This window comes from Pseudoalteromonas apostichopi (assembly GCF_030297135.1).
Lineage (GTDB): Bacteria > Pseudomonadota > Gammaproteobacteria > Enterobacterales > Alteromonadaceae > Pseudoalteromonas > Pseudoalteromonas apostichopi.
Genome location: NZ_AP028065.1, coordinates 3,171,220 through 3,184,179, shown reverse-complemented (window position 1 = coordinate 3,184,179; position 12,960 = coordinate 3,171,220). Strand labels below are relative to the sequence as shown.

The following is a 12,960-nucleotide window of genomic DNA, read 5'->3' as shown; positions in this document are numbered from 1 at the left end:
ACAGCGTAATATTGATAAAATCAATATCAGTTATTGAAAACAACAATTTCATTAATAATGAGTGAAGGGCTAGAGTGAAGTTAAGCACATAAACAAAGAGAAAATGATTATGGAAACTTCAGCGCAATTCACTCAACAGGACGGCCTTTACATTAATGGTCAATTACACTCATTCATCGAGCAACAACTTTGTAAAAAAAGTAATTTACCTTGTGAAGAAATTTACCAAACATTAGCCACTATGGTTGATGAGTTTGGTTGCCAATGCCGTAAAACCAAACATCAAGATGATGATGTTTTACAAGCGGACACACTGTTAAAAGCATACAGCACAGTACGCACTCACCCGCATTGTCATGTTGATGCTCAAACAACAACTGCAGTACTCGATGAATACTGCTGCCAAGTACCCGCTATTTTAGTGGTTGCGTTAATGGACACATTAACAGGCATGACAAGCAATGAACCAGGTGCAGAACATATTTACCAACGTGCAGCACAATTAACAGGTAAACCATGTGTCTACGCAGTTAAAAGCGCCAGTGCCGCATAATATGGTTAATTATTTGAGTTACTTATTCGCGCGATGATGCTTTTTGCAAAATCACTGCAACTAAGCATCGTCGCATCGGCTACTAAATTAGCCAAGTCAAACGTCATTTCATTTGCTTTAAGCGTCTGTTCTAGAGCTTTTTCTATTCTATTCGCAGCTTGATGCCAGCCCATAAAACGTAGCATCATTACCGCACTTAAAATACTGCTTGTTGGATTTGCACTGTCTTCACCGGCAATGCGATTAAATGTGCCATGAGTCGGTTCAAAAAAGGCTACTTCATTATTTAAGTTTGCCGCAGGCATAATTCCTACCCCACCGACTTGTGCTGTTAACATATCAGCTAAGTAATCGCCGTTTTGATTGGTTGTTACCACCACATCGAATTGCTCAGGAGTGAGCAGCGCTTGTTGTAACATGTTATCGGCAATGACTTCTTTGATGATTAAATCATCTTGCTCTTCACGTTTGATAACTAACCAACGACCATTGTCATGCGCTATAGCGTTAAACTCTTGCTCAGCAAGGGCAAATGCCCAGCGTTTAAAGGCGCCATCGGTAAATTTAAGTACATTACCTTTGTGCACCACAGTCAGTGATTCACTGTGCTCTTTAAGGGCAAAGTTAAGGGCATAGCGCATCAAGCGTTCTGCCGCCTCTTTCGAGCTGTTTTTAATACCAATGCCGCATTGGTTATCAAAACGTAGTCGGGTGACACCCATTTCTTGACACAGAAAATCAAGCATCCGCTCGTTGTCAATACTGCCAGCCTGCCACTCAATGCCTGAATAAACGTCTTCTGAGCTGTCGCGGATTACTGTTATTTGGGTTTTTTCAGGTTCTTTTAAAGGTGATGGTAAGTGCGGATAACTGCGAATGGGCCGCATGTTAACGAATAAATCCATCTCATGACGAAGGGCCACATTTAAAGAGCGAAAGCCACCGCCAAGGGGGGTTGTTAGCGGCCCCTTTATGGCAATTTTAAACTGCCTAACGGCATGCAGGGTTTCTTGCGGGAACCAGTCACCATCATAAAGCGCTGCTGCTTTTTCGCCATTGAACACTTCCATCCAATGTATTTGTTTATCGCCTTGATAAGCATGGTCCACTGCTGCATCGACAATCTCACGCATCACCGGGCTTATATCATGACCGACACCATCGCCTTCAATGTAAGCAATAACTGGATTGTCAGGAATATGCCACTGGCCCTTACTATCGATAGTAATTTGCACGCCATTCGATGGTACTGAAATATGTTGATACTGCATCATGTCTTCCCAGCAAGGTGTTTTAACAATATTAATATCAGGAAATAATTAATTTGTCTGTGCTTACAAAGAAATAGCCGCTATTCAAGCAATCAATGCGTTACCTTGGTTATCTCGTCTTGCATGGCACAAAATAAGGATGCAATAAGCTGCGTATCGAGCGTGACGGTATCTTTTTTAAGCGCAGTATCTACTGCAACGGCTTTAACATAGAGCATTTCACATTCGAACATGTTTGCAGCGCCTTTAAGCATATGAACATTTCTGCTTAAGCCATCAATATCCATGTTTTTATATTGCTCGCGCATTTCTCGATATTGTTCTTCAAGGCCCTTTATATAATCATCTTTAAGCGCCTGAAACTCTTTTTCAGGTAGTTTAATATCAGCTAATTCATCGCAATCTAAGTAACTGGCAATTTTATGACTAAACGCATTTCTATCAATTGGTTTGGCGATTAAATCATTGAAGCCTTGCTTCATATAACGGGCAATTTCATGCTTCATGGTATTAGCTGTAAGTGCAACGATAGGAACGCTCACTCCTGTAGCTTGCATCATCTTTAATGCTTCTTGGCCGTCCATGATTGGCATTTGAATATCAAGCAAAATAAGATCAAAACTCTCTTCTAGGGTTGCTTGCACTGCGTCTTTACCATTTTCAACGGTTGTTACAGTCAGTCCCATACGCTCTAATATTCGCGCAATTAAACGCCGGTTGTCTGGGTGGTCTTCAGCAAGTAGTACACTACCCTCTAAGTTCTCAGGTGCATCAAGCTTACTAAACGGTGAGGTTTCAACAAGTTTGACTTCACTCATATCATTGAGCCAACGTGTATTATCTGTGGTATAAACCGACATGGTAAAAATAAATTCACTGCCAGAACCGACATTACTTTTAACACTGATATCCCCATCCAATTTTTTGGCGAGGCTTTTAGAAATATTAAGGCCAAGACCAGTGCCGCCATATTGCCTAGAAATACTTGAATCCGCCTGATAAAAGGCACTAAATAACGCTTGTTGCTCTTTGTCTGTCATGCCGATACCGGTATCTTTTACGCTTATCGACAACTTATCGTTATGACAGCTCACCGTTAAGGTTATACGCCCGACTTGAGTAAACTTAAGGGCGTTGGTTGTTAGGTTTAATAAGATTTGCCTTAATCGACTCGGATCAGTAATTAGGTAGTCTGGCAACGGGAACTGATAATCAACACTGAACTTTAAGCCCTTATCACGGATTTGCTTGCCAATAAGTGACTCAATATTGGCAATCGTGGCAAACAAGTCTGTTTCGACTAAATCTATTTCTAGCTTGTTGGCTTCAATCTTCGACATATCGAGTATATCGTTTATTAATCCAAGAACATGGCGGCTATTTTGCAATATAACGCCAATCCCATGGTTGCGCTCATGAGGCTTAATGTCCCCGAGCATAATGCCATCTGCATAGCCAATAATTGATGTCATTGGGGTGCGAATCTCATGACTGATATTCGCTAAAAAGCGACTTTTAGCTTCATTCGCATCGCGAAGCTCAGAGGCAAGCTCTTCAAGCTCCAAGGTTCTTAAATGTACTTTTTCTTCTAGATTTTTATTGAGCTCTACGTTGTCATCGTGAAGCAGCCTAAACTTATCGGCCACAGCAAACGCCAGCAACATGGCGTCCATGGCTGTGCCTATCAACCCCAATAAATATAAATTAATGGAAGTAGCTGGCAGCAAGCCTAAATTAGTTAAATTACCCACCATATTCGGTAGCATCATGGCAATGTAAGCCAGCACAAAATAGCGTGCTGGCTTAAAGCCAATGAGCATACAGCGAATACCTATGTATAAGCCTAAACATAAAGCAACACCCGTTACTAACGTTGACCAATAAAAACCAAAGCTTGGCCATAAAATACAAAACGGAATACCCAAAGTGGCAATTACACCCACTGTCAGTGATAATTGCGCCAGTTTCGGAAATGTTTCTTTGAGTTTAAGTAAGTTGTTGTAAAACAGAATATTGGTTAATGGTGTGAGGGCAAAGCCTAGCCAATGAAGATGAGGATTATAGTAACCAAACAGCTGATCAGAAATATGGAAAAAATGGCTCCAAGCAAACACCCAGGATGCAGTAAATAATGCGTAATACAGGTGTGTAACATCACGGGAAACCAAGTAAATTAATAAATTATATAAACCAAGTGCAATGCCCACCCCAAAGCACAGCATCATGATCATATTTTCGACGGTTATGTTCTGAAAATAATCTTGATAAGGCGTTAATACCAGCTTTGCGGGAGTATAAAAGTAGTCACTCTCAAAATAAGTGATTAACGTGTAGTGCTTACCTTTTTCAAGAGATAAACGATTACCATAGTGAAAAGCAAATTGGTTAGGCTCGACCCCACCGGTTACAAAGTGCTGTATCGGGGCACTTGGATCAGATATATCATAAATGCGGCTTTCTATTTTCGAAACCAAAGTGTTATACGGATAGAGGACTAAATCATCTATATCACTTTGATTTTCAATTTCAACAATTAACCAATAGCTACCGCCGACAGAGCTTATTCGAGATTGCGGTTTTTTGCTGGCTCGCCAAGCATCAATCGCAGCCACAGATTGCGGGAACATATTATCGTTCGCCATAAACACTTCACCGACATCATGGAGGTTTTGATCAGCTACAGCATCAGTGTAGACAAACGTATCTTGTGCATTAGCCGAAACACTTAATATAAACAATAACAGCAGAGTACTTAAATACAGCTTTAACCGCATTCACAAAACCCCTGTACCATTGTGGTGATGGCAACGACTAGAATTGTAGTGAAACATCAAAGCCATAGCGACGCCCTTCCCCTTTAAAGTCTTCAAGCATGCCTAGGAACGAACTTAAATCGAACTTTAACTGACTATATTCAGTATCAAATAAATTTTTGCCCCACAAAGTAAATGACCAATTATCAACATCGTATTTTAGATGCGCATTCACAATGCTAAAGCCGTCTTGGCGAGCATATGGGTTCATGTTCTGATCAAAATAAAATTCAGACTGATAATCGTAAATAATGTTTGCCGATAACGGATACGACGCCAAGCTGGTATCATATTTTAATCCCGCTGATACATTCCATTTAGAAGTAAATGGTAGTTGGTTATCGGTAATACTATTGCCAAGAGGGTCAACGTATTCTTCAAATTCAGCATGGGGGATATAACCTACTGAAAGTAGCATGGCTAATTGCTTAGTTGCTTGGTAATTAATTTCAGTTTCAAGACCATAAATTGTTGAATCAGCTACATTTTCAAGTAATTGCACTGGTGGCATTTGTGGTGTTTCTGACGCTTGGTTCATAAACACCTGTTGGTCGTTATAATCATAGTAAAACGCTGCCCAATTCATTCTTAATTGCTGGCTAGGCCAGAACGACTTCAAGCCAACTTCATGGGCATTTAAGCGCTCTTTGCCGTAGTTTGCTAACATTGCTTGTTCTTCAGATGACAAAAAGCCGCCATTGTAGCCGCCACTTTTACTACCATTTGCAAAACGATAATAAAGATTGCTTGCATCTGAATAACGATAATTAATTGCAAATTGCCCGCTAAAGCCATTATCTGATTGCTCATCCGTGACGCGATAAAATGGTACAAGCACACCGTCTAAGTCGTTCACATCAAGCACCGTATTTAACGTGGCGATTGAGTCATACTCAAGTGACTCATAGTCATATCTAAGACCCGCGGTGATCATCCATTTATCTGCGACAGGCACTTCAATTTGGCTAAATACTGCCAAATTTAGCATCTCGATTTCGTTATCGTAGATAAAGGTCGCGGTTAAGTTTGTGGGTAAAATGCCACGAAAATCGCGCAAAATATCATTTAAATTATCTTGCTCAATTGTTTCATCTGCAAAATACACCCCACTGGTTAACGTGTAATCAGCAAATTCGTTAAGTAATCTGAATTCTTGGCTAATTAGATGTGTATCTAACCCTAATACTCCTTCACACAAGCGAGCTGGCGAGCCATCGCAATTAAAAGCATGGCTTCTTTCGAGATCGTTAAAGCTCGAAATCGTTGTAAAAGTACTTTGCTCGTTTAAATGCCAATTTACTTCAGCAATAAAGCCATAGCCATCAGATTTATGAGGCGAGTCATTATTGACGCTTACCGCAAAGAAATCATCACTGCCATCATTAAAACCAAAGTTATCAAAGCAGCGTGTTGAGCCTGCATCTGCTGGTGAACACAGCTCACCCGTTAAAGGGTTGGCGACAATACCAATACTGCCAACAGGCTGGGCAATACCATCCCAGTCTTCAATATGCGCTTGCAGGTAAAGATCAACCTCATCCCACTCAGATAGAAAAGACACACGGGCATTTTTTTGCTCCATACCTGCTGTTGGTGAGTCTGTATAGATATTATTTGTTGAGTACTCATAGTCTTGATAGTTAACAGCAATACGCATTGCACTTGAATCTGATAGTTGTTGGTTCCACATACCATCGATGCTAGTAGCGTTATTATTGGCAATGCCTAATGTCAATGAACCATAGCTATCAAACTCAGGGCGGTTTGAGCGAATCAGAATTGCACCACCGGTAGAATTGCGCCCAAACAGAGTGCCTTGTGGGCCGCGTAAAATATCGAGCTGTTCAATATCGTATAAGTTAACAATTTGATTATTGGCAGACCCCACCGCAACGCCATCAATATACATAGCGACAGGTGAAGTGTTCGCCGTATTGTAATCAAGTAACCCTACCCCTCGAATACTAACAGCAGGTGGCGTTCCTTCTGCGGCGTTTTGGGTTATTTTTACATTTGGCGCAAACAAACCAATTTCAGTTGAATCTTTAAAATGCTGAGCTTTTAAAATTTCGCCATCCACTTGGCTTACCGCTACACTCACGTCTTCAATTGCTTGCGGACGTTTTTGTGCATAAACGCTAATAACTTCCATGTCTTTTTCAATCTCAGCTCCTTGTGCAACAGCGCTTGCCATTACACATGCCGCCAAGCTGGTGCTCGACAACATCATAAACTTAGGATCTTTCAGAAAGGGTCGCTTCATTAGCTTTTAGACCTTAAAAGAGGGAAACTTGTTAAATTGTTGTAATTTAGTGGTAAGTATAGACCAAACAATCAATTAAAGTCGCATATAAATCATGGAATTTCATGACTTATACGCATACTTATTTACAACTTTACTCACACTAACCTTTTTCGAATGCGTGCTCTCCGCTGATCTTAGTTGGCCAACCACATATTGCCCGCGCTGTTTGCATACCTGCCATCACAGCAGCCTCAACACAACCTGCATTAACCCCTGTTTTTATCCAGTCGCCAGTGATGCGTAAATTGACAAACTGACTGCCATCTGTAGCAAGGCGGTATTTACTCGAATCAACCACAGATAAAACATAGCGCTCACTAGGGTCTACATTAACGCGCCAATATTGCTGCTCAAGTACAGGTAAAATGCTGTGTGGATCACTATAAAAAACCTGCCAATCAAACTTGTTATCAATATAGGCTTCGGGCCAAAGTGGCCGCATATCTGCGCTAAACAAATTATGCATATTCAATTTGACTTCGGCTTTCATTTGCTCTGGGAATTGATGTGCACTGGCAGGTGGGTAGTTTTCGCAGCTAAACGCACTGCAAAAATAGGCAATGTTCACTGGCGCATTTTCACTTGGCCAATCTTCTTTATCTAGCAAATTGCCCATTGCGGCCCAAGTATCAAACGGCTCAACAAAGCCGCTTAAAATAGGCCCTTCATCAGCGGCATTAGTTTGCGTAAAGCCAAGTTGTGGATCGGTTTTATTCAACCATACTTGGCAAGCCTGAGTCGCCACACTTTGCACTTTTGTTGCTTGTTGAGAAAGCGCGTAATCTACAGCTAAAAGTTCAGAGGCTACATGTTCAAGTGAGGCAACTGAGACACCTAAAATCAGTGTATCAAAATCAATACCATGGCGTAGGGACACTGTTGGCAATGGGGTGCTAAAGTGCTCTTGATAGACCTCAGGCCAATTACTCCAAAATGACTCTAAATTGATCTGATATTCTTGTAATAAATGCGCTTGTTCAGGACTGATTTGCTCATACAATGGCTCACTAGGCCAGCAAGGTAGTTTTTTTACATCAATAAGCGGTTCATAATCTTGGCCAATTAAACTCACCTGTTGGCAAAGTTTAATTTCACTTACCAGCGGCTCACCTTGGTCATTTTGTCCTGCCGATAAGTTAGTTAACTGATGAAAAAACTTAAACTTAACGCCGCGCTGCTTTAAAAGCTCATAAATTGGACCGAAAATGACATCGCCCATCCCTGCTTGCATTTTCCACATCACGCCACCTTTGTAGCAAAGGCCTATTCGTAACATGGCAAGGGCGGCAACACCGGCTTCAACATTGGGTTTATTAAAGTCTCCTTTTGGATAAGCGAACACCAAATCATAAAAGCCACGTACTGGCGCTGAATCGACACTGTAAGTTTTGTTAGCACCATTTTTTTCTAGCCACTGACGAAAATCGTAGCAATTAATGGCGCCAAAACCGTCTCGATAGACCTTGTCTTTAATCAGTCCTGTGAGCATTGCAATAGCAAGATCGGCGCAAATATAAAGTCTACGCAGCTCTGGGTTGTCATCCAGTAAATCAATCACTTGATCTTTAAACCAACGTTTTAACTTTCTGACGATATACCAAATCACCAAGCGATCAGCTTGCTTATCGGTGTGCGTAGCCTGCTTTTCAGTGAACTGTAGCAAATGGGTTATCAATGTTCGTGGGTTCGAGGCAATTTCAGTTGCGCCTGCTTCAATATCATCAATAAACTGCTTTGCGCCATTTAAATGGGTATCAATATCTGCTTTGATTTCTTGATACATGTGCTTGAGTAACGATTGATCCCGTGATTTTTTAGTCACTAACGTAGTTTGAGCATGTTGCTGCTGACAAACATGCTCAATGCCTTCGGTCCATTTTTTTAGCCATGCTAATGTCATGGTGACAAAGTCCCACACTGTTATATCTAGGCTGCCATCAGCGGGGTTACCTGCAACGGTTGGAAAATCAATCGGCCAAGTTTGCCATTCGTTATCAATAAACTCTTGTAAGGCAATAAAGCTGTGTGGTTTAAAGGCCTGCTGCCAAGTAGCCAATGAACAACTAGCGGGTCTATTGAGTGAATTATATACACCTTCTAAGGTGCGAAAACTATTCACGTATGCGCCAAACCAAACATGTAAACCATGCTCTTCAATTCGCTGTCCGAAATGGGCGTTACGGCCACTTGCCCCTTTCCCGCCAAGACGCCAGCCTTGTTGATAGACAGTAATTTCGCGCTGGCTTTGCCAATTAACTTGCTCGGTTAAGTACACAGCCGCAGTCATCGCTGCAACACCGCCCCCGACAATAGTGATTTTTTCTTTTTCCATGGTCACCTCTATGCTGGTAACAGTTGTGTTGCGCCAAGCTGGTCAAAATCCATATTGACGTAAAAAGGTAAATGAACAACTTGCTTGCCAAGTGCGATGCCAAACATGTCATTTAAAGGAAAACTCGCAAGCGCTTTTACATCAAGACTAAAATCATTGTGTAAAAGTTTTAATTGGTGGATTTTTTTGATTAGTGATGGCGAATGAACAACGCTCTGATAAACCGCTTTTTCTCCTACACCATCAGGAAATTGTTTAAATAAAATCTGATCCATCTGCGGGTGTATAAATCCCTCTAACAATTGTTTAAGAAGTGATATGTCAATGCCTTTAATTTGCGCATCAAACAAGTCTGTTACGTGCTTAGAAAATTGCGATAAGTTATCGAGTAAGTTTTCCTTGGTACTTGCTTGTGTTTGCTCAATGGTTAATAGCTCATGCATCGCTAATTTAGAGTCTGGGTGAAATACATCAAAACATTCTAAAGTTATACTAAAGGGCCCCGCATCACTCACAGCTGTAGGCATTTGGTATTCACATAAGTATTTATTGTAACCCCAAGCCTCTCTGCCATTAATTAAGGCATAGATATTATTCACACTAATAAAAGCCGGATACCAATATAAATGGCTAATATCACCATCTTGCATTTTTGCTACTGGGAGCCAAATAATAATATCGGTTTCTTGCATCCAGCCATGCTCAGAAAACGGTGGCGTTAACGAAGAAATTTTTTCGATATCAGTGAAGGTAAGTAAACAAGCACTCCCTAACACATTAAACGAGGTTGATTCAGTTGCTAGTAGATTTAAAGTTGCATCAACATACTGCTGCATTTTTTGCTCGCAGCCAGACACAAAAAAACCATACATTTGCGCGTTGATCATTCGACAAGGTGGTTTAGCAACCGGGTTAGATAAGAAGTGGCTGTAATTTGTTTGGTCCGTCATAGTCATTACTTATATTGTTGTTTAGTAATGACTATAGACCAGTTTTTTAATCGTTGGGGACAAGTTCTGAGTTACAACACTCTTTTAATAGCTGTTCGTTAAATTGCTGATAGCCGAGCTGATTAAAATTCTCAGATAGCGGGTTCATAAACCCATGAGCATAGTCGGCTACTTCACAGCTCACCTTGGCTTTACTTTTTAATGAAGCAATCACAGGCTTAATATCAAAATGCTCTTCACTGTGAGGAAAAATAAATCGACAAGGAACGTTAGCCTCAAGCTCAAGATGATGTCTAACTTGTGATGGATAAAAGGCAATGATTTTTTTAATGAAAGAATCTTTTAATTCTGCTTGAGCACGCCACACAGCGGCAGCGCCTGCACTAAATGCAATAATCGTGGTTGGCTGACGGACAGTCGCCATTTTTAAATGCACTAGCTCAAAATAACTGTCATGGCCGCATTGAGTCATAAAATGTTGATATTGAAACTGCTCATTTATGGGGAGCTGAATTTCCCCCATGTAAGGGTCACAAAGACTAACCTTACCACGAAGCTGCTGAGCAAGCAGCGATAGATGCGCTGTTTTACCGAATATATCTGATACCAAAAGGTAATTCATAAGCATACTTCTTATTGTTATCTTGTGCCTAATCACAATACGCCTGTTTCTATTAAACATCCAGAGATTATTTTTGATGTTCAAAAAATAAACCTTGCGCTTAATTGATTCTTACAGTACTCTGATTGTCTGGTTTTTAGAAACCACGCGGTTAACCCCTTACCTTGATCCAGTAATTCCCGCATATTCGTATAAATACTTGCAGCTTGTTCGCTAAATGACATTTTGATGAATTTTCAAATCATCACCAAACTGTCACAAACTTAGTCAACACTGTTAGCAAGACAACAAATGTCGGTCTGTATTTTTTAAATGCCTATTAAAGCTCTACAGACACAGACAAAAGAAAAAGTGAGTTTTATTATGTCATATAAATACAACGGATCTTTGATCCAGATCGCACATCCAGTGCAATCAATCTCGGTAAACAAACAGCGTGTAATTTTTAGCGACACGCAGGGCTTAAAAAATGCCATCTTCCAAAAGGCTAGTGATGCACGCCAATTTGTGAAGTGGTTAAAAGCCAACTAAACCCTACCGATAAACGCCAGCCAACAAGCTGGCGTTTTAGTTTTCACCACCAGCCACATAAGCCTATATTCCTGCTACACTTATATTTTAGTTCCTATATAGGTAGTAACTATGCGTAGTGTGTGGTCTATTTTACTATTACTTTTTTGCTTGCCAGCTTATGCAAATAAGCAACCTAAAGCCATTGAGTGGATCATGGTTGATTTTGCCCCCTACTACATCATGCATGATAAATATGAAGGCACAGGTCGTGATGAAAGTGTGATCAAATTATTAGAAAAAGCACTGCCTGAGGTCTCATTTAAACGCACTTTATTGCCAGCCAGTCGTGCTGTGCATGAACTATCAAACCCACACAATAATTACTGTATGCTGTCGTTATATCAAAACGAGCACCGTAAGCAGCATATTCAGTTTACTGAACATTCATCAACTGTAGGTTTGTCGCCGTCTATTGCAATACGTAAAGAGTTAGCCGCAAAACTTGAGTTAGACGTCACAAAACCTGTGTCACTAAAATCATTATTAGCCGAAAACCTTGCATTAGGGGTATCAATGAGCCGCTCTTTCGGGACTAATATCGACAAGGTGATTAACGAAAGTCATGATGCCAATATCATTTCACGCCCCGGCAGAGACACCCTCGCAAGCTTGACTTATATGCTACAAAAAAAGCGTATTGATATATTACTTGGCTACCCAAGCGAGCATTATTATCTTGCTCATTCCATGGGCTTTGAAGATGAACTAACCCAAATCACACTTACTGAAGCACCAGCGTTAAGCATTGGCTATGTAGGCTGCACTAAAAACAAGCAAGGTGAGGTAACGGTAAAATTATTAGATCAAACACTTGAGAAAATCGCTCATACAGATGCTTTTCATGATGTGTTAGTGCGCTGGCTACCTGATAATTTGCAACCAATTTTAGAAAAGAGATTAAAAGATAGAAACGAAAGTGCCGCTCACTAAGCGGCACTTTTATTAATTAAACATTGATAAACTTACTTACGTACGCCTTCAATAAATAAACCTATATCAACATGTGTCGAAGCAGGACCAAGGTTGTAGTCGATACCATAGTCAGTTAGTTTTAGGCTTGTTTCGCCTTCAAAGCCAACACGATAACCACCCCATGGATCTTTACCTTCACCAATTTTATCAATTTCAAAGGTAATGGTTTTAGTGACACCATTTAAGGTGAATTCACCCGTTACATCAGCTTCATCACCGTCTTCATCAAATTTGATTGAAGTACTTTTAAATGTTGCGGTTGGGTACTTATCAACATTTAAGAAATCTTTGCTACGTAAATGTTTGTCACGCTCAGCATGATTTGAGTCGATGCTTTTAGTTTCAATCGTTACATTGATTTTAGACGCATTCGGCGCTTTATCGTCATAGCTAAAATCACCTGAAAAGGTATTAAAACGACCATGTAACCAGCTGTAACCTAAGTGCTTAATTTTAAAAGTTACAAATGCGTGCGCACCGTCTGTATCAATAACGTAGTCAGCTGCATTTGCGTTAGCAGTTGAGAAAAGTGCAGCACTTAGTGCTGTGCCTAATAGTAATTTTTTCAT

Annotated in this window: 9 protein-coding genes; 2 read left to right on the top strand and 7 right to left on the bottom strand. The window is 40.6% G+C overall.

The window, feature by feature from the left end; genetic code table 11:
* Nucleotides 1-109 precede the first annotated feature (109 nt).
* Nucleotides 110-553 (top strand): hypothetical protein, encoded by a 444-nt coding sequence (locus QUE86_RS14370; protein ID WP_130051758.1) that lies wholly within the window; start codon nt 110-112, stop codon nt 551-553.
* A 5-nt stretch (nt 554-558) separates the two neighbouring features.
* Here the strand turns inward: QUE86_RS14370 and icd are convergent, their stop codons facing one another.
* The 6 genes from icd to QUE86_RS14340 all read right to left on the bottom strand — a co-directional run bounded on the left by icd (nt 559) and on the right by QUE86_RS14340 (nt 10,846).
* Nucleotides 559-1,824, bottom strand: coding sequence for an NADP-dependent isocitrate dehydrogenase (gene icd / locus QUE86_RS14365; protein WP_286260405.1), 1,266 nt, complete (start codon nt 1,822-1,824; stop codon nt 559-561).
* A gap of 92 nt (nt 1,825-1,916) precedes the next feature.
* A complete protein-coding gene (locus QUE86_RS14360) occupies nt 1,917-4,598 on the bottom strand; it encodes a 7TM diverse intracellular signaling domain-containing protein (RefSeq protein WP_286258023.1) in 2,682 nt (893 codons plus the stop codon).
* Between the two features lie 37 nt (nt 4,599-4,635).
* Nucleotides 4,636-6,900: a TonB-dependent receptor gene (locus QUE86_RS14355; RefSeq protein WP_286258020.1), complete on the bottom strand. Its 2,265-nt coding sequence runs from the start codon at nt 6,898-6,900 to the stop codon at nt 4,636-4,638.
* Between the two features lie 142 nt (nt 6,901-7,042).
* Nucleotides 7,043-9,274, bottom strand: coding sequence for an NAD(P)-binding protein (locus QUE86_RS14350; RefSeq protein WP_286258018.1), 2,232 nt, complete (start codon nt 9,272-9,274; stop codon nt 7,043-7,045).
* Between the two features lie 8 nt (nt 9,275-9,282).
* Nucleotides 9,283-10,224: an acetoacetate decarboxylase gene (locus tag QUE86_RS14345; RefSeq protein WP_178926842.1), complete on the bottom strand. Its 942-nt coding sequence runs from the start codon at nt 10,222-10,224 to the stop codon at nt 9,283-9,285.
* 46 nt (nt 10,225-10,270) lie between these two features.
* Nucleotides 10,271-10,846 carry a dienelactone hydrolase family protein gene (locus QUE86_RS14340; RefSeq protein WP_286258015.1) on the bottom strand — a complete coding sequence of 192 codons (576 nt, stop codon included), beginning with the start codon at nt 10,844-10,846 and terminating at the stop codon, nt 10,271-10,273.
* A gap of 642 nt (nt 10,847-11,488) precedes the next feature.
* Between QUE86_RS14340 and QUE86_RS14335 the strand changes: the two genes are divergently transcribed.
* Nucleotides 11,489-12,349: a TIGR02285 family protein gene (locus tag QUE86_RS14335; RefSeq protein ID WP_130051763.1), complete on the top strand. Its 861-nt coding sequence runs from the start codon at nt 11,489-11,491 to the stop codon at nt 12,347-12,349.
* Between the two features lie 32 nt (nt 12,350-12,381).
* Here the strand turns inward: QUE86_RS14335 and QUE86_RS14330 are convergent, their stop codons facing one another.
* A complete protein-coding gene (locus QUE86_RS14330) occupies nt 12,382-12,960 on the bottom strand; it encodes a YceI family protein (RefSeq protein WP_286258012.1) in 579 nt (192 codons plus the stop codon).

Bases quoted from the DNA above. Each gene is read 5' to 3' on its own strand.
- QUE86_RS14370 (WP_130051758.1), top strand. From the start codon at position 110: ATGGAAACTTCAGCGCAATTCACTCAACAGGACGGCCTTTACATTAAT.
- QUE86_RS14355 (WP_286258020.1), bottom strand. From the start codon at position 6,900: ATGAAGCGACCCTTTCTGAAAGATCCTAAGTTTATGATGTTGTCGAGC.
- QUE86_RS14335 (WP_130051763.1), top strand. From the start codon at position 11,489: ATGCGTAGTGTGTGGTCTATTTTACTATTACTTTTTTGCTTGCCAGCT.
- QUE86_RS14330 (WP_286258012.1), bottom strand. From the start codon at position 12,960: ATGAAAAAATTACTATTAGGCACAGCACTAAGTGCTGCACTTTTCTCA.
- QUE86_RS14340 (WP_286258015.1), bottom strand. From the start codon at position 10,846: ATGAATTACCTTTTGGTATCAGATATATTCGGTAAAACAGCGCATCTA.
- icd (WP_286260405.1), bottom strand. From the start codon at position 1,824: ATGCAGTATCAACATATTTCAGTACCATCGAATGGCGTGCAAATTACT.
- QUE86_RS14345 (WP_178926842.1), bottom strand. From the start codon at position 10,224: ATGACGGACCAAACAAATTACAGCCACTTCTTATCTAACCCGGTTGCT.
- QUE86_RS14360 (WP_286258023.1), bottom strand. From the start codon at position 4,598: ATGCGGTTAAAGCTGTATTTAAGTACTCTGCTGTTATTGTTTATATTA.
- QUE86_RS14350 (WP_286258018.1), bottom strand. From the start codon at position 9,274: ATGGAAAAAGAAAAAATCACTATTGTCGGGGGCGGTGTTGCAGCGATG.